The sequence below is a fragment of the Methanothrix harundinacea 6Ac genome (assembly GCF_000235565.1).
GTDB lineage: Archaea > Halobacteriota > Methanosarcinia > Methanotrichales > Methanotrichaceae > Methanocrinis > Methanocrinis harundinaceus.
This window is the reverse complement of sequence record NC_017527.1, coordinates 1954438-1970593: the sequence shown is the minus strand read 5'-3', so window position 1 is coordinate 1970593 and position 16156 is coordinate 1954438. Positions and strand designations below refer to the sequence as shown.

Here is a 16156-nt window from a genome sequence, read left to right as displayed (position 1 = left end):
TTTATCCCGATATCCCATATCAAGATATCGATCTTTACCGGAATCCCCGAAATAATGTTTAAATATATTCCGGGATAGATGACTGCTCATGCAAGATGAGGAGAAGGCCAAGAAGTACTCGATGAAGGATCTGAGGCCGATCGCCAAGAAGTATGGCGTCAAGACCCACTGCGCAAAGAAGATCGACGTCGTCCGGGCCCTCCCTCCGGAGGCGCTGGCGTAGCTGGAGGGGTACTGAAGGACCGGACCCTCCCAGGGATTATGCTTCGGAGGATGGAAAGAGGATTATAACCATACGGGCCGATCCCTGAGGGATGATCTCCAAATCTTGCGACCTGGACGGCTTCATCGAATCGATCAAAGATCTGAGATACCACGAGGTCCTCACCTCCATCCTGAAGGAGGGGTACGAGGCCGACGACCTCCTCGTCTCCAGGAGGAGGGAGGGGGCCGGTGCCCCGGAGCTTGAGAGGATCAGGGAGTACAGCCGGGCCCTCCGCTTCTTCATATTCCTCCTCCAGACCGGCGAGAGGCCTGACCTGGTCACAGAAGGAGAGAGGGAGGAGTACCAGAAGTTCCGCCAGGTGGCGGAAAGCCTGGTGGAGAGGGGAGAGCTCATCCCAGCGATCCTGGAACACTTCGACGTATGATCGCCGCATTCGCCCGCCACTTTTTTATCGGATCGTCCTCTCCCCGTCTTCGGGGGGTCCCAGGGAGCTCCCAAGACCGCTGATTGCGGCGCAAAGACGACGGCAGAGGATGGTTCTGCACCGTCGTCTCAATGCTGGTGTTAGATATGAACAGTAAGAATATATTATTGGCAATCTTCTTTTTCTTGGTGGGGGCTGCCCTCCTCGTCCCAGCAGCCCTGGGAGAGGCTGAAGGAGAGGAAGAGGAGAATCCGGCGCCAATCGCCCCAGAGAAGGTCGATGAGCTGGTAGCCTTCGTCCAGTCTGCCGTAGCCTTCGCCCAGGAGAAGGGGAGGGAGGCGGCCCTGGAAGAGTTCAGCAAGAAGAACGGCTCCTTCGTCCGGGGTGAGCTCTACATCTACGCCTACGACTTCAATGGAACGAATATCGCCCATCCCTTCAAGCCGGACTGGATAGGCGAAAGCAAGATTAACGAGACTGACTCCAATGGCGTCCTCTACATCAGAAATCTGGTGAACGCTGCGCGCCCGGGTTATGGGTTCACCTACTTCATCTTCCCAAACCCCGCCGACGGTGGCAGAGACGAGTTCAAGATAGGCTATGCGATGAAGGTCGACGACGGCTGGTGGCTCGGCTCCGGCCTCTACCTCCCGGAGGTCTCTGCATCCTTCGATCAGGAGGAGAGGGATGGACTGGTCGCCTATGTCGAGGAGGCGAAGAGCTTCGCCCTCGCTAACGGGAGAGAGGGGGGACTGGCGGTCTATAACGACCCCTCCGGCAGCTTCACCAGGGATGGCCGTTACATCTTCGCCTACGACTATGATGGGGTCACCCTCGCCCTCCCCCACCAGCCGGAGCTCCTGGGGAGCAGCAGGATCGAGGCCTCCGATCCGATCGGGGTCCGTTTTATCCGGGAGGCTATCGAGACGGCCAGCCTGGGCCGAGGATACATCTACTACATATATCCCGACTCGTCCCGGGGGATGAGGCCGGCTTTGAAGCTGAGCTATGTCTCCGACGTAGATGGATCCTGGTTTTTGGGCTCGGGGATCTACGCTGAGGTGCCGGTTTAGATAGATCAATTGAAGTAGAGGTGGAGAGATGATCTCCCTTCAGAATGACGGAGTGATGCCTTATGGAGAGAAAGAAGCGTTCTGGAGCTTGGGAGATGAGCCACCTCGGAGCGGCAGCCTTGGCCGCTCTCATCTTCTGCGCCTTCGCCGCCGCGGGGGAGGATGCGGGAGGAGCCATCTCGTCTTTTGAAGAGCCTTCGATCGAGATGCCCTTCCTCCTCCTCCAGATCCAGGCGGATCTGCAGGGAAGCCTGGAGGATCTGGACATGGCCGTGGCGAAGGCGTCCGGCGACCTCTCGGCTTCGGGGCTGGAGGGGGACGGCGCTCGGGAGGTCCTGCGGGGCCTTCTTGCCGAAAACTCAGACCTCGTCGAGGCGGTGACCTTCAGCGAAGAGGGGAAGATCCTAGTCGCCGAATGCGAGGGGTGCGAGGGCGGCGAGGGGGAGGATATCAGCGGCCAGGAGCATATAGCCCAAATCCTGAGGACGAAGAATCCCACCTTCAGCGGGCAGTTTCTGCTGGTGGAGGGCTACCACGGGACGGCCATCGCATATCCGGTCATCTCTCCGGAGGGGAAGTTCATCGGCGGCATCAGCGCGATCCTCAAGCCTGAAGAGCTGATGGACGCCCTGGTGGCCCCCAAGCTGCGGTTCGACACCTCCACCCGGTCCAACATCACCGACTACAGCTTCTGGTCGATGCACCTCGACGGCCTCATCGCCTACGACCGGGACGAGAGCCAGATCGGAAAGCTCCTCTTTGAGGACCCCCTCTACCAGCCCTTCTCAAGCCTCCTCGACCTGGGGGAGAGGATCGTCGCCGAGAGGGCAGGACACGGGTACTACACCTTTCAGGTCACCGAAGAGGACGAGCGGGTCGTCACCAAGGAGAGCTACTGGACGACCGTCGGGCTCCACGGCCGGGAGTGGAGGATCATCGTCACCAGAATCGTGGATTGAGAATGCCCCTCGCTACTTTTTTTCTCGATCTGGATCGTCGGAGACCTCAGGGATGGCGTTGGCGTTCTGATGGCCCAGCCGTCAGACCCGCCATATCTCCTGGGGGAGCCTCGTCAGCCTCTTCGGGCCCAAATCGGTGGTGAGGAAGGTGTCCTCGATCCCGACGACCCCGACCCCCGGATAGATCATCTTCGGCTCGACGGCGACGGTCATATTCGGCAGAATCTCGTGGTCTACGGGGCCGAGGACGGGATACTCGTCGATCTCCAGGCCGACGCCGTGGCCGACGAAGCCGCATTTTGCGCCGACAGGGCCGCCGAGGCGGTCTCTGTAGCCCAGCTCCTCTCCGAGCGCCTCGGAGATCTCGTATATCTCCCGGCCAGAGTTTCCGGGGCGCAAGGATTCGGCGATCCCCCTCTCCACCTCCAGGGCCGCGGCGTGGGCCTCCTCCAGCTCCTTTGAAAGAGGGCCGAGGGAGAAGATCCTCGTCTCGTCGGCGATGTAGCCGTTGTAGACCCCGCCGTAGTCTACGAGGATCGGCTCGTTTTTCCTGATCTTCCGAAAGCCAGGCCCCTGGGGCTGGAGGAGGGAGGGGCCGATGCCGCCTGTCGGCGAGGCGACGAAGCTCGGGTACGCCGCGCTCGGCCCCGCCATCAGGTGGCCCATGGGAAGCTCCTGATTGAACCTGCGGAACCGGAGCGACCCCGAATGGCCGAGGGCCCGCATCTCCGCCTCTAGCTTTGCCGCAAGCTCGATCTCGGCCATCCCCTCTTCCAGATGGTCGGGGACCGAGCCTATCCCCGCGTCGAGGATCCGGGCCGCGGCCCTGATGAGGCGGATCTCGAACTTCGACTTGACGGACCTGACCATCCTTATGGGCTCGGAGACGTCTTTGAATTCAGCATCAGGAAGGGCGGCCTTCACCCGTTCGTAGTTGTTGAAGGGGAGGACGTCCAGCTCCAGGCCGATCTTCGCCCCCTCGGGGATGGCGAGGTCGGCCTTTAGGCTCTTCATGCTCTTGAGGGGGGAGACGTCCAGGGGCGACTCCTCCCTCGCCCTATCAAGGCTCTTTCTCACCATGACTACGGCCTCGGCCTCCGGATCCGCCGGGACGTAGACGAGCCCCTCCTGGGCGGTCCCCGAGAAGTAGAGCATGTCCACCGCCTGGAAGATGATCGCTCCCGTGAGCCCCTCCATACGGCTCTGTAGCCTCTCTACTCTATCCTCGATCTCCGCCTTGGGGTGCAGAACAAACTCCATATCTCCCGCCATCTCTATCCTCCTTGGCCCAATCCGCCCTTCCTCCCGACGGGTTCGGCCTTCCGTCCCTATATCCCTTTCGAGATCTCCTCTTCCAGATCCGCGAGGTATCTCCTCACGACTTCACCCCTCTTCCTCGCGAGCCTCTTCGCCGCCCCGGTGTGCATCCCTCCCTCCAGCCTCAGTATCTTTTTATAGAAGTGGTCCAGGTTCCACCTCAGATCGTCCGGCTCCCGCCCCCGGCAGAAGGGGTCCTGGGGGTCGTAGAGGGGACGGCCGAGGGCGCCGCCCGTCATAAAAACCCTGGCGATCCCGATCGCCCCCAGGGCGTCGAGCCGGTCGGCGTCCTGGAGGACCATCGCCTCCAGGGTGGCGGGCTCGATCCCCCTCGAGTAGCTGTGGACCTCCACGGCGCGGAGGACCCCTCCGATCACCTCATCAGGATATCCCCACCTCTTCATGATATCCTGGATGATCTCAAGCCCCCTCTCCTCCGCCTCCTCTGACCTTTCCCGGAGCTTAGATCCGGAGGCGGCGTCGTGGAGGAGGGCGGCGAGGGCGACGATCATCGAGTCCGCGCCCTCCGCCTCCCCGATCGCTCTCGCGATCCGATAGACCCTCAGGGCGTGAGAGAGGTCGTGGGCGGGGTCTTTGCCTTCGTAGAGGGCTCCTATCTCCTTGATCAGATCGGCCTCGATGATATCGCAGTCTTTAGATCCATCCGCCGGGGTATCACCCCTCCGCCCTTCAGGGTCGAGCCTCGCCATCCGCCACCTCAAGCCTCTTCCTCATCGATAGGGATATCCTCTTTCTCTCCAGGTCCACTTTCAGGACGGTGACCTCGACCTTCTGGTGGACCCTCACCACCTCCGCCGGGTCCCGGACGAACCGGTCGGCGAGCTCGCTCTTGTGGACGAGGCCGTCCTGATGGACCCCGACGTCGACGAAGGCGCCGAAGGCGGCGACGTTCGTCACCGTCCCCGGAAGGCTCATCCCCGGCCGCAGGTCCTCGATCTTCGTCACCCCTGGAGCGAAGCTGAAGAGCTCAAACTCCCGACGGGGATCTCTCCCGGGCTTCGCGAGCTCCGCGAGGATGTCCCGGATCGTCGGAAGCCCCGCCTTCTCGGTGACGTACCTCTCGGCCTCGATCCGCTCCTGGAGGTGGGGGTCTCTGATCAGATCCTCGACGGTGGCGCCGAGATCTCCAGCCATAGCCTCGACGATCCCGCTGCTCTCGGGGTGGACGGCGGATCCGTCCAGGGGGTCGTCGCCACCTCTAATTCGGAGGAAGCCCGCCGCCTGCTCGAAGGCCCGAGGGCCCAGGCCGGGGACCTTTTTGAGCTCCTCCCTCGTCCGGAAGGGGCCGTTCTCTTCCCGATAGAGGACTATCGACCTGGCAAGCTTCGGCCCCAGCCCCGCGACCCGGGATAGGAGCTCTATGCTCGCCGTGTTCAGGTCCACCCCCACGGCGTTGACGGAAATTTCGACGACCTCGTCGAGCTTCATCTTGAGGGCCTTCTCGTCGACGTCGTGCTGGTACTGGCCGACGCCGATGGATTTCGGATCGATCTTCACCAGCTCCGCCAGGGGGTCCTGGAGCCTCCTCCCGATGGAGATGGCGCTTCTAATGGTTGCGTCCTCCTCGGGGAACTCCTCCCTCGCGGCCCTGGAGGTGGAGTAGACGGAGGCTCCCGCCTCATCCACCATGACGATGGGGACGTCCCCCGGGATCCCGAGCCCCCGAAGGAACTCCTCGGTCTCCCTCCCGGCGGTCCCGTTCCCGACGGCTATGAACTCCACACCAAACCTCTCGCAGAGATCGAGGATCTTCCTCTCCGCCTCCTGGACCGCCCTTGGGGGAGGGTGGGGGAAGATCACCTCCTTGGCGAGGAGGGATCCGGAACGGTCGAGGATGACGACCTTGCATCCGGTCCGAAATCCAGGATCGATGGCCATGACCGTCCTCTCCCCCAGGGGGGGCTCCAGGAGGAGGTGGCGGAGGTTCTCCGCGAAGACCCCGATCGCCCTCTCCATAGCCCTCTCCCTCGCCGCCGAGAGGCTCTCCCTCTCCATGGACGGCGCAAGAAGCCTCTTGTAGCCGTCCTCCAATGCACTCCTGACCTCATCGGTGGCGGGAGAGGCGGGGCCTCTCCTCCTCCTTCGCAGAAAGAGCAACTCCAGAATCGCCGTTGCCTTCTCCTGAGGCGGCTCGACGTGGAGCGTCAGAAAACCCTCTTTTTTACCCCTCAAGATCGCCATGACCCGATGAGACGGCGCCTTGGATAGGATCTCAGAACAGTCGGCGTAATCCCGGTACTTGGACCCCTCCCCCTCCAGGGGGCCGGAGACCTTCGACCGCAGAATGCCCTCCCTCAGGAAGAGGTCGCGGATCCTAGACCTAGCCCCCGGGTCCTCGCTGATCCTCTCCGCGATGATGTCGCGAGCCCCCGCCAGGGCCTCGTCCACCGACCCGACCTCCCTCTCGGGATCTAAAAACTTCGCCGCCTCAGCCCCAGGGTCGATCTCCCCCTGGTCGAAGATCCGATCTGCCAAGGGCAGAAGACCCCTCTCCCGGGCGACGGAGGCCCGGGTCCTCCGCTTCGGCCTGAAGGGAAGGTAGAGGTCCTCTAGGACGGCGATCGTCGGTGCCTCCAGAATCCTCTTCTCGAGCTCCTCGGTGAGGACCTCCCTCTCTCGGAGAGACCTCAGGATGGAGGAGCGCCTCCGGTCCAGCTCGCGGATCAGTTCTGCCCGGTCCCGGACTGCCGCTAGGGCGACCTCGTCGAGCCCCCCCGTCGCCTCCTTCCTGTACCTGGCGATGAAGGGGATCGTCTTTCCGTCCTCCAGGAGGGCGAGGGCGGCATGGACCTGCTTCTCCCGGAGGCCGAGCTCTCTTCCGATGAGGGCGATGGGCAGCTCATTCATGATAGCCCCCGACCGGTTGCCAGAGTTCAAAGACTACACCCTCCGCTTGTTGGGCCTCCCCTTCTTCACCTCGAAGAGGTAGGTCTTCTCCCCATCGACCTCGTGCCAGAGGTTCCGGTAGTAATCCTCCTTCCACTCCGCGAAGCCGTCTTCAAACCCCGGCTCCCCCTCGTCTATGTGGATGAGGTACCCCCTCTCCGAGATGGCTGAGCAGAGTTTCAGCTTCTCGATGCTCTCCTTGAGCTGGGATCGGTGGTAGGGGGTAGTCTTCCCCCCTTCCTTCGAATCCATCAGAAGCTCTATCACCACCAGGCACTCTTCCCCCTTGAAGATCGAGATATCGGGGCGGCACTCCCCGACGGGGCGGTTGATCAGCATAGTGATTAATTTGTTTTTATCTGTGTGGGCCCGGAGGTGGTGATAAAGGGAGGCCAAAAGGTCTTCCTCCGTCTCGATCTTACCGCTCCTGCGGTCCTGCACCGACCCCTCGAAGGCGTCGACGACGCCCCGTTCGAACTTACTTACGCGAGCAGACATCTCTCATCCCTCAAGCCACCGGGTTCAAGTCGTCTCCAAACTAGATAAATCCAGAGATCGTCCCTGGGGTCCGGCTCCAATCGAGATCCCAATAGAAAACCTACATATCCCCCATCTCCCCACTAAAGATAGCGATGACGAACTTCAAGGTCCTTCTGGAGGGCGCCTGGCTGGTCAGGGACGTCAAATCCGCCGACGACGCCATAGGGGTCGCCATATCGGAGGCGGGAAAGAGGCTGAACAGCAAGAAGCTGGACTACGTGGAGGTGGAGGTGGGCCAGACGGTCTGCCCCGCCTGCGGCGAGTCCCTCGACGGCGTCTTCATGGTGGCGGGGACCGCCCTCGTCGGCCTCCTCTTCGAGATCCGGGTCTACGACGCCGAGGGGGAGGAGCACGCCTTCCGGATAGCAAAGTCGACGATAGGAAAGGCCCTGGGGGCTGTCCCCCTCAGGCTCGTGGAGGCCGAGGAGATGGAGGGGGGTAAGGCGGCTAGATCCAAGAAGCCCGATCGTTCAATGTAGGCGGGTCAGGATCGAACCCGCTCCCACTCCGCCACCTTCGCCCTGATGATCGCCCTGCTCGTCCTGGCGTCGGTGACCAAAAGCTCATCCTGGATCCACTTCGGAAGGAAGGAGAATACTCCGCCCCGCCCCTCCTCCCGGAACCTCCGATCGCAGAAGAGGATCACCCCCCGCTCCGATGCGTCCCTGATCACCCTTCCCGCAGCCTGCAGACCCCGGTTTATCGCAGGAAGGGTGTAGGCGATCAGGATCCCGTTCTTCTGGCCGTACTTCCTTACGTAGTACTGGTTCACTTCCCTCTGGATCTCGTTGTAGAAGCCGAGGGGTAGGCCGACGACGGCAACTCCGTTGAGAGCCTCGCCCTTGTAGTCGATCCCCTCCGCCAGCTTCCCTCCGGAGACGCCGAGGAGGACCGCCCCCTGCCTCTTCCCCGCCTTGAAGAAGTCGTCGAGGATGGCGGGGAGATCCTCGGAGTTCCTCGGCTCGGTGAAGAGGAGCTTTCCCACCCCCCGGGCCGCAGCCTTGCAGAAGGGCTCGTACTGGCTCATCATCGAGTAAGAGGTGAAGAAGACGGCGACGTTCCCGCTAACCTCCTCTATTACGGCCCTGACGTGTTCCTCGATCTCCCTCCGGTTCCCGGCCTCCTCCCTCTTCTCCAGCTGGGTCGTCGCGGCCTTGGCCACCATCAGGAGCCGGTGCTCCTGGGGGAAGGGGTTGGGTAGACTGATCTTCTTAGCCCTCCCCCTCTCCCCCAGGATGTACAGCTCGTACGCCTCCAGAGGAGATAGGGTGCCGCTGAGCATCACCGTGGCGTTTATGTTGTCGGTGATCCTCCGGACCAGGGGGGCGGGGTCGACGTTGTTGACCTCGAGCCAGGCCCTCCTCTTCTCGCCGTTGCCGGCGACGGTGATCTTCCTCTGGTAGGAGTCGTCCTTCTCCGCCATCTCGACGTCGTTCAGGAAGAGGAGGATCTGGGCGAGGCTCGGCTCGATCTCCCCCTGGAGGTTCTCCCGGTCCCCCTCCGCCAGCTCCAGCTCCGAGACCATCAGAGCCACCTCCGTGGCGGCGGAGAGGGCCTCCTCGATGTCGTCGAACCCCTGATAGAGGAAGCCCCGGAAGAGGTCTCCGTCCAAAAGCTCCTCCCCCTCCTGCATCCTGGACTGGCGGCTCTGGATGTACTGCCGGAGCCTCGGGAGGAGGGTCCGGATCACCTCCACCCCCCGGAGCCTCGATGAGGCGTCCAGGGACGACTCCGGGAGCCTCGCCTGCCCCATCGACTCCCGGTACTTCTCCACCTCCTTCTCGGCCAGGTCGATCATCCTCGGAGTGAGGAGCCTCATATTGAGGGCCCTCACGGCGTCCCCGAGGTTGTGGGCCTCGTCGACGAAGAGGGTCAACGACTCTCGCTCCAGCTCCAGCCAGTCGAAGATTATCTCCTGGAACTCGGGGCTGAAGAGGTGGGAGTAGTTGAGGATGACGACGTCGCTACCCTTGGCGGAGAGGCTCATCACCTCGTAGGGGCAGACCTCCCGACACTCCTTCTGGAACCGGTCTGGGGACCTGATCCCCTCCCGGAGCTCGTCGACGAGGTCGAGGACCTTTCCCGAGTGCCTGAAGTGGGGCTTCCCCGATAGCTCGAAGACCTCCCTCGTCATCATGTAGTAGGGGCAGAAGGTCCTGTATCCGGGGACGCTCTGGGGCGCGTTCCTGTCCTGGGAGGGGTCGTAGAACTTCCCCCCCACCTCCCCGAGCCGCGCGATCATCCTCCTCTTCGTCCATTCCCGGAGCCTGGCGCAGCCGGCATAGACGGACTCCCCGGAGAACTCGTCGGCTATGGGGCAGATCTTCTGCTTGCCGACCATGTAGGTTATGGTGGGACGGTGGCTGGTCTTAGACCAGATCTTCTCCATCTCGTCGAGGTATACGTCAATCTGGCTCACCGTCCTCACCGTCACCGCGATCTTGCCGGGGGCTGCCGCCAGGGCCGCGGCGATGCAGCTGGTCTTGCCGCTCCCGGTGGGGGCGTCGATCATCAAGACCCCGTGATCTCCGGCCCTCACCGTCCCGTAAACGTCGTCGAGCATGGCATCCTGGTAGGGCCTCAGGGACTCGTAAGGGAAGTAGTCCAGATACACGGCCGCCCTATTGAGGTTAAAGGTGATAAATGCTATCCATAATCCTCCGAACCCTTCGCCCGGATGATATCCTACCCCAGCCAGGGGGCGATCTACCAAAAAGGTTTAAATGTAATAGCGTATTATGATATTGTGGGAGTAACATGAAGAGTGGTATCGCCCTTCTATTCATCCTGCTGGTCCCGATCCTCCTCCTGGCGGCGACAGCCTCAGCCTCGCCAGCGTTCCAGGACGGTTTCGTCACCGGCTACCTCACCGTCAGCGGAGAAGGGCAGACCGAGATCGTAAGCTCAAATCAGGATCGATGGAAGGGATTCACCAACACCGAGGTCTTGTTCGGGAAGGGGTCGATAGAATATTTCTCCACCGGCAGCCTCAACCAGTCGAGCGGGTTCTCTCAAACCGACCGGAAGATCGAGTTTCCGGACGGGCTTCTCGTGAACGTCCAGCATTTCGATTCCTCCCGGGTCTTCCACGGTACGGGCCTGGACATATCCAACATAAACGTAGCATCCTCCTATTCGGGGATCGACAGGATGGTCATATCCCCCAACTGCACCACCTTCGACGTAAAAAGCGAGTTCACCGGGATGTGGGATCTGCAGGCCTTCAGAAACGACGTCCATCGTCAGATCGATACCAAGACGGTCCTCGACGGGAAGTTCGAGGTGAATAAAGAGCTGACCTTCAAGGTCCCATCACCTTGAGGGTGCCAGGGCCGTCCTCAGCCCCGGACCTGGGACCGAAGAAGGGATATGCCGGCTGAGAAGGGGAGATTATCATGGGATTGTTGAACCGGATGAGCACCGTGGTCAGGGCCAAGATGACCACTCTGATGGATCGGGTGGAGGATCCTAACGAGACCCTCGACTACTCTTACCAGAAGCAGCTCGAGCTCCTCCAGAACGTTAAGCGGGGGGTGGCGGAGGTCGCCACCTCCAAGAAGAGGCTGGAGCTGCAGAGGGCTAGGCTCGCCTCGAAGATGGACCAGCTGGACGACCAGGCTCGGGAGGCGGTGAAGGCCGACCGGGAGGATCTGGCCCGGCAGGCCCTGGAGAGGAAGGCGGCCCTAGCCGTCGAGGCGGCGAGCCTCGACCAGCAGATCGCCGACCTCGAGCACGAGCAGGAGAAGCTCGAGGCGACCGAGAGGAGGCTCTCGTCCAAGGTCGAGGCCTTCAGGGTGAAGAAGGAGACGATAAAGGCCCAGTACTCCGCCGCCGAGGCCCAGGTGAAGGTGACCGAGTCCCTCACCGGGATCAGCGAGGAGATGGCGGACGTAGGCCTCGCGGTGGAGAGGTCCGAGGATAAGATCGAGACGATGAGGGCGAGGTCCGCAGCCCTCGACGAGCTGGTGGAGCGGGGGACCCTGGAGGAGTTCGGGGGCAAAGACGACGTCGAGAGGGAGCTCGCCCGGGTCCGGGCCCGCGGAAGCGTCGAGGCGGACCTCGCAAGGCTGAAGGAGGAGGAAGGGAGATGATCATCAGGATCATGGGGGAGGGGCAGTACCGGATATCGTCCGCCCTCCTCGACGACCTCAACGTCATCGACAACAACATCGTCGAACGCGTCGCGAAGGAGGACGAAGCTGGTCTTAAGGAGGAGCTGTCGAGGCTGATTGCCACGATCAAGGCGAAAGGGGAGCCTCTGGACCCCAAGGAGATCGTCGAGTCGGAGGTGATCGTCCCCCCCGGAGACCTCACCCTGGCGGAGGCGGCGAGGGTCTTCAGGGGCTCTGGCCTGATCGAGGATTGAGCCGGCGGGGTGATAGGGGCGCCCCCCGCCCCCCCAGGCGGCCATATTTTTTCTAAGAAGGCTCCAATTTCAGAGATGGGGGATGCCTCTCGTTTCGAACTCGAACTGTGGGGGCTCTCATCGCAATGGTTTGAATGAAGCCTTCTTCGTCTTCATTTCCATCGAAGGAGGATTTGGCTGGAGGCGTCTCTCGGATTACTTTCGCTCTGCGAGGTTCTGGCTTTTCTGGGAGGTCGTACAGTCTATCGTCCGTAGGGCAGTAAACCATTCATCTCCGATGATCTGTCCTGCGGTCAGGAGAGGTCACAACAATTATCCCCCTTCATTGCTCTCTCCTGGCCACTCCCTTCTAAAATTAGCTGGCTCCCCAGGGAGACCACGTAACCCAGAGCGCCGCCAACGCTGCTGTAGTCGTGGGAGACCATAACGACGTCAACCAGGGGATCCGTCAGAATGGCCGATCCAGCACGCCGATCCGGTCCAGACGATGGGTATTACAATGACCTCGGTCAGAGCATTTCTGGTAAGCGACTACATTGGATGTAAATTCTGCAAATGACCGGTTCTTATTCATAGGAAACTTGCCCTATAATTTTTAACTATTACTCCTTGAAGCCCCCAAAATTTGACCTTAAGTGGAGCGACAAATCTGTTTATCTCTTAAAGTTGTACCACTCTATATGGGTATCCCCCAGAGGGGATACCACTTCTCCAGGTCCTTCTCTATCGGCAGCTCCGGCTCCATCACCGACCTGAGCCGGAACTCCAGGGCGTTGTCCCTATCATGCCCCTTTTTGGGGGCGAAGGGGTAGTAGGCCCCGCCCTTGAAGCTGTATATCCAGTAGACGGGACCGTTTTTCCCAATAAAGCTGTAGAGGGCGCATAGGAGCTGCTCGCCGAGGCCGTGGTCGGTCATCGTCGTGCTCACCAGGTGGACTGTCGCCACCAGGTCGTCGAAGTCCCGGTCCTCCAGAACTACCCACAGGTACCGGTACTCGTCCATCTCGATCCTGGAGGTCGTCCCCGTCTCCTGGCCGCTGTAATGGAGGAGAGCCTCGATCTCGGACCGGGCCGCCTCGTACCTCGAGGAGTCGATCGGCCTGAGGCAGATCCCCGCAGAGCCCGAAGGGGCTAGGCCGAGGCTCGCCTCCAGGGTGATCCTGGCGGTGGCCATGGCGAAGAGGCGATCGAGCTTCGACTTCGGCAGCGTGCTCTTTCCGAGGATTGCGTCGAGGATCTTGAGCCTCATGCCTTCTTCATCCCCCTCTCGGCGGCTCGATCAGAACCCTCGATAGAGATCCTCTCCGCTTCGGCCCCCGTCCGTCTCATGCCGCCCCCATCTCCTGCTCCATCCCCTGGAGGGCTGCTAACCTCTTCTCCACGGGGGGATGGGTGGATAAGAGTTTCATCAGCGACGAGCTGGAGACGGCGGGGATGATGAAGAAGGCGTTCATACCCTCCGCCCTCCGGAGGTCTTCCTTCGGTATCCGGGGCATCACCCCGCTGATCTTCATCAGCGCCGAGGCGAGGTTCGAGGGCTGGCCGGTGATGACGGCGGCACCCCGGTCGGCGGCGAACTCCCTGTACCGCGAGAGGGCTCTGATCAACAAACTGCTGGCGATCCAGACGACGACGGAGGCGAAGAAGGCGACCCAGATCCCTCCCTTGTTCCTGCTGGAGCCGCCGCCGCCGAAGTAGAGGGAGTACCTGACGATGAAGAAGGCCACTGTAGAGAGGAAGCTTGCGATCGTCATCACCATCACGTCCCGGTTCTTGACGTGGGTCAGCTCGTGGGCCAGGACCGCCTCCAGCTCCGCCGGGTTGAGCTGCCGCATGATCCCGGTGGTCACCGCCACCACCGCGTTTCCCGGGCTCCTGCCGGTGGCGAAGGCGTTCGGCATCGAGGTGTTGACGACGGCTATCCGGGGCTTCGGCAGGTCCGCCAGAGCGCAGAGCCTCGTGATCATCTGGTGAAGCTGGGGCTCGTCCCTCTCGGATACGATCTTTGCGCCCATGCTCTTGAGGACGAGCCTGTCGGAGAAGAAGTACTGAACCAGCATAAAAATGATGACGAAGGCGAGCATCGTCACCATTCCCGCCCCCTGGTATGCCAGGATGGCCAGGAAGGCCATGTAGACGAGGAAGAGGAGGAGAATGGTGAAGAGCATCCTAGCCTCCAGTCCCCTGTCGTGCTGCCATTTTCGTTTCATGATCTATTTACACCCTGAGAGAAGCTTGACTTGGATAACATCGGCTTATTGGGATTTAAGGAGTTTGTCCTGATGAGATGCCATTAGCCCTGATCGACAGAATTTGGGGCTCTCAGGGTGACCGACGACGAATCTCTTTTATAGCTAAAAAAAGAGATTGTTTACCATGAGAACCCCCATATTCGCCCTCATCATCCTTCTTTTCCTCGCCACTGCAACCTCCGGAACCGCCGCCGAAAGGGTCGAGCTTCGAGGCTCCGTGGCAGTGGCCTACGACGGCGCGACTTATACTTGGGACCCCCAGAACTTTCCGGGTTTCAGCTACGACGCCGACGATAACATCTGCAATGAGAGGCTGACCCTGACGATCACCGGCAGCTCCCTCGACGAGCCGATGGGGGTCGTCTACGAAACGACGGCCCAGCTCTCCGACTTCGATTTCGAGGATTGGGGTATGTACTATAAAATCTCCTTTTTGGGAGAGGAGCAGTTCGCAGGATACGCCGGGGAGAGGTACGATGACTGGCGCCAGCCTTACCTCTATGACAGATCAAGGGACGACAACCTGATGGCCGGAGAGGAGCTATCGAAGATCCTCATCGACGACGACCAGGAGAGGACCATCACAAAAGAAGCTCCCCTCCGGCTCGCTGAGGGCTATGAGCTGGGGATCAAAGGAATCGACGCCTACGGGTCCATCTGGCTTGAGCTGAGCAAAGACGGGGAGGTCGTCGACTCCAATCTGATAGCCCCGTCGAAGGACGGCGCCACCATCGCCGATAAGACCTATATCTACACCAGAGATCTCGGAATTTCGCGAGGGGTTGTGGTGATCGCCGTCCACTTCAAGGGGCCGGTCTTCCACGGGACAGAGGGCGGCCTCCAGGACGCCGCCATAGTAAACGGCATATGGCAGATCTCCGACGAAGCCGTCAGCATCGGAGAGGGCTCATCCTTCGGCAAGATGAGAATAAGCTCGGTGGATGCAGAATCCATGCGGATCTCCATGGATAACGAGGACAATCGGATAGTCCTCAGCAAGAACAAGGAGATCCCTCTGATGGAGGAGCTCTGGATCAGGACCGCTGACCAGTACGATATCACAGCTGAAGAGCCCATGAGATTCTACGTCTTCAAAGAGATCACCCGCCCTGGAAGGTACGAGATCAGAGGAAGCGTCTCCGAGGTCATCGACGGAGGGGTGACCACATGGGAGAGCTCCAACTTCGCCGGGTTCTACTACGACGTCGACAACAACCTCGGGACCGAGGCACTGACCACGACAATCCAAGGGAACTCCCTTGAGGAGCCCGATGGCGTCGTCTACACGACGTCGGCCCAGTCGAAGGATTTCGACTTCGAAACTTGGGGAAGCTATTGGACGATAGGCTTCCTCGGGGAGGAGCACTTTGCAGGCTACGCTGAAGGCTCTCCTTATGACGCCCCCCTATACTACGAATCCAGTGACCCCAACCTGATCGCCGAGGACCTTATCAGCCGAGTGCTCATAAGCGACGACTCGGAGATCACCCTCACCTCAAGCCGCCCCCTGAAGCTCGCCGAAGGGTACGAGCTCTCCGTCAAGGCGATAGATCAGAGGACCAAGATCGTCAGCCTCGAACTCCAAAAGAACGGCGAGACGATCGACGTTGGGACGGTCGAGCCCTCCAAGGACGGCGCCACCATCCAGGAGAAGACCTACACCTACAAAATGACCCTGAACGGAGCCGAAGACGTCGTCGTCATAGCCGTCCACTTCAAAGACGCTTTCAGCAACCCTGACCAGGCCATGGTCATCGTCAACGGGATATGGCAGATCTCCGATTCGCCGATCGATATCAAGGTGGGGACGACCTTCGACAGGATGAAGGTACAGATGGTGGACCCCACGGCCATGAGCATAACGATGAACAACGAAAAGAACAAGATCGGCCTCTACAAGAACTCGGACGCCGCCCTGATGGGAGATATCAGGGTTAAGACCGCAAACCAGAACGATGTCACCCCTGAGGATCCTCTCAGGTTCTACGTCTACAGGGAGGTGGTGGTCGAGGAGGCCCAGGCCCAAAAGCCGCCGGCGGAGGTCGGCCCCTCATAAGGAGATCGGCCTTCGATGGAGGGGTGTCACCCCCTC

At 60.9% G+C, this 16156-nt stretch carries 16 protein-coding genes; 9 read left to right on the top strand and 7 right to left on the bottom strand.

Annotated elements, in window-relative coordinates:
* Positions 1-88 precede the first annotated feature (88 nt).
* The 4 genes from MHAR_RS14125 (at position 89) to MHAR_RS09290 (ending at position 2682) form a co-directional block, all read left to right on the top strand.
* The gene (locus MHAR_RS14125) at positions 89-223 is read left to right on the top strand and encodes a hypothetical protein (RefSeq protein ID WP_266335511.1); all 135 of its coding nucleotides are present in this window, start codon (positions 89-91) and stop codon (positions 221-223) included.
* Positions 224-314: 91 nt separating this feature from the next.
* Positions 315-650 (top strand): hypothetical protein, encoded by a 336-nt coding sequence (locus tag MHAR_RS09300; RefSeq protein WP_014587362.1) that lies wholly within the window; start codon positions 315-317, stop codon positions 648-650.
* A gap of 83 nt (positions 651-733) precedes the next feature.
* Entirely contained in the window at positions 734-1723 is a 990-nt protein-coding gene (locus tag MHAR_RS09295; RefSeq protein ID WP_014587361.1) for a cache domain-containing protein, read from the top strand.
* Positions 1724-1785: 62 nt separating this feature from the next.
* On the top strand, positions 1786-2682 hold the full coding sequence (locus tag MHAR_RS09290; protein ID WP_048144579.1) for a PDC sensor domain-containing protein: 897 nt from the start codon (positions 1786-1788) through the stop codon (positions 2680-2682).
* A gap of 81 nt (positions 2683-2763) precedes the next feature.
* Here the strand turns inward: MHAR_RS09290 and MHAR_RS09285 are convergent, their stop codons facing one another.
* From MHAR_RS09285 to MHAR_RS09270, 4 genes are all read right to left on the bottom strand, one after another.
* Positions 2764-3942, bottom strand: a complete 1179-nt coding sequence (locus MHAR_RS09285) for a M24 family metallopeptidase (protein ID WP_143763532.1) — start codon at positions 3940-3942, stop codon at positions 2764-2766.
* A gap of 68 nt (positions 3943-4010) precedes the next feature.
* On the bottom strand, positions 4011-4709 hold the full coding sequence (locus MHAR_RS09280) for an HD domain-containing protein (protein ID WP_014587358.1): 699 nt from the start codon (positions 4707-4709) through the stop codon (positions 4011-4013).
* Positions 4690-6867 carry a Tex family protein gene (locus MHAR_RS09275; protein ID WP_048144999.1) on the bottom strand — a complete coding sequence of 726 codons (2178 nt, stop codon included), beginning with the start codon at positions 6865-6867 and terminating at the stop codon, positions 4690-4692. The genes MHAR_RS09280 and MHAR_RS09275 overlap by 20 nt, the downstream gene beginning before the upstream one ends.
* A gap of 33 nt (positions 6868-6900) precedes the next feature.
* Positions 6901-7404: a hypothetical protein gene (locus MHAR_RS09270; RefSeq protein WP_014587356.1), complete on the bottom strand. Its 504-nt coding sequence runs from the start codon at positions 7402-7404 to the stop codon at positions 6901-6903.
* A gap of 134 nt (positions 7405-7538) precedes the next feature.
* On the opposite strand from MHAR_RS09270, the gene MHAR_RS09265 reads away from it, so the two are divergent.
* On the top strand, positions 7539-7925 hold the full coding sequence (locus MHAR_RS09265; RefSeq protein WP_014587355.1) for a DUF555 domain-containing protein: 387 nt from the start codon (positions 7539-7541) through the stop codon (positions 7923-7925).
* Between the two features lie 5 nt (positions 7926-7930).
* Here MHAR_RS09265 and MHAR_RS09260 read toward each other — a convergent pair whose 3' ends face one another.
* The gene (locus tag MHAR_RS09260) at positions 7931-10060 is read right to left on the bottom strand and encodes an ATP-dependent DNA helicase (protein ID WP_143763376.1); all 2130 of its coding nucleotides are present in this window, start codon (positions 10058-10060) and stop codon (positions 7931-7933) included.
* Between the two features lie 143 nt (positions 10061-10203).
* On the opposite strand from MHAR_RS09260, the gene MHAR_RS09255 reads away from it, so the two are divergent.
* From MHAR_RS09255 to pspAA, 3 genes are all read left to right on the top strand, one after another.
* Positions 10204-10767: a hypothetical protein gene (locus tag MHAR_RS09255; RefSeq protein ID WP_014587353.1), complete on the top strand. Its 564-nt coding sequence runs from the start codon at positions 10204-10206 to the stop codon at positions 10765-10767.
* Positions 10768-10841: 74 nt separating this feature from the next.
* A complete protein-coding gene (locus tag MHAR_RS09250) occupies positions 10842-11537 on the top strand; it encodes a PspA/IM30 family protein (RefSeq protein ID WP_014587352.1) in 696 nt (231 codons plus the stop codon).
* Positions 11534-11812: a PspA-associated protein PspAA gene (gene pspAA, locus MHAR_RS09245; protein WP_014587351.1), complete on the top strand. Its 279-nt coding sequence runs from the start codon at positions 11534-11536 to the stop codon at positions 11810-11812. The genes MHAR_RS09250 and pspAA overlap by 4 nt, the downstream gene beginning before the upstream one ends.
* A gap of 676 nt (positions 11813-12488) precedes the next feature.
* On the opposite strand, the gene pspAB is transcribed toward pspAA, so the two are convergent.
* Entirely contained in the window at positions 12489-13061 is a 573-nt protein-coding gene (gene pspAB / locus MHAR_RS09240) for a PspA-associated protein PspAB (RefSeq protein ID WP_014587350.1), read from the bottom strand.
* Between the two features lie 76 nt (positions 13062-13137).
* Positions 13138-14022, bottom strand: a complete 885-nt coding sequence (gene htpX / locus MHAR_RS09235) for a zinc metalloprotease HtpX (RefSeq protein WP_048144578.1) — start codon at positions 14020-14022, stop codon at positions 13138-13140.
* Between the two features lie 166 nt (positions 14023-14188).
* Between htpX and MHAR_RS09230 the strand changes: the two genes are divergently transcribed.
* Positions 14189-16120 carry an S-layer protein domain-containing protein gene (locus MHAR_RS09230; protein ID WP_014587348.1) on the top strand — a complete coding sequence of 644 codons (1932 nt, stop codon included), beginning with the start codon at positions 14189-14191 and terminating at the stop codon, positions 16118-16120.
* Positions 16121-16156 lie beyond the last annotated feature (36 nt).

What these genes read in the sequence shown, in the direction of transcription:
- MHAR_RS09280 (WP_014587358.1), bottom strand. Translation starts at nt 4,709, where the DNA reads ATGGCGAGGCTCGACCCTGAAGGGCGGAGGGGTGATACCCCGGCGGAT.
- MHAR_RS09255 (WP_014587353.1), top strand. Translation starts at nt 10,204, where the DNA reads ATGAAGAGTGGTATCGCCCTTCTATTCATCCTGCTGGTCCCGATCCTC.
- htpX (WP_048144578.1), bottom strand. Translation starts at nt 14,022, where the DNA reads ATGAAACGAAAATGGCAGCACGACAGGGGACTGGAGGCTAGGATGCTC.
- MHAR_RS14125 (WP_266335511.1), top strand. Translation starts at nt 89, where the DNA reads ATGCAAGATGAGGAGAAGGCCAAGAAGTACTCGATGAAGGATCTGAGG.
- MHAR_RS09230 (WP_014587348.1), top strand. Translation starts at nt 14,189, where the DNA reads ATGAGAACCCCCATATTCGCCCTCATCATCCTTCTTTTCCTCGCCACT.
- MHAR_RS09285 (WP_143763532.1), bottom strand. Translation starts at nt 3,942, where the DNA reads ATGGAGTTTGTTCTGCACCCCAAGGCGGAGATCGAGGATAGAGTAGAG.
- pspAB (WP_014587350.1), bottom strand. Translation starts at nt 13,061, where the DNA reads ATGAGGCTCAAGATCCTCGACGCAATCCTCGGAAAGAGCACGCTGCCG.
- MHAR_RS09290 (WP_048144579.1), top strand. Translation starts at nt 1,786, where the DNA reads ATGGAGAGAAAGAAGCGTTCTGGAGCTTGGGAGATGAGCCACCTCGGA.
- MHAR_RS09265 (WP_014587355.1), top strand. Translation starts at nt 7,539, where the DNA reads ATGACGAACTTCAAGGTCCTTCTGGAGGGCGCCTGGCTGGTCAGGGAC.
- pspAA (WP_014587351.1), top strand. Translation starts at nt 11,534, where the DNA reads ATGATCATCAGGATCATGGGGGAGGGGCAGTACCGGATATCGTCCGCC.
- MHAR_RS09275 (WP_048144999.1), bottom strand. Translation starts at nt 6,867, where the DNA reads ATGAATGAGCTGCCCATCGCCCTCATCGGAAGAGAGCTCGGCCTCCGG.
- MHAR_RS09250 (WP_014587352.1), top strand. Translation starts at nt 10,842, where the DNA reads ATGGGATTGTTGAACCGGATGAGCACCGTGGTCAGGGCCAAGATGACC.
- MHAR_RS09300 (WP_014587362.1), top strand. Translation starts at nt 315, where the DNA reads ATGATCTCCAAATCTTGCGACCTGGACGGCTTCATCGAATCGATCAAA.
- MHAR_RS09270 (WP_014587356.1), bottom strand. Translation starts at nt 7,404, where the DNA reads ATGTCTGCTCGCGTAAGTAAGTTCGAACGGGGCGTCGTCGACGCCTTC.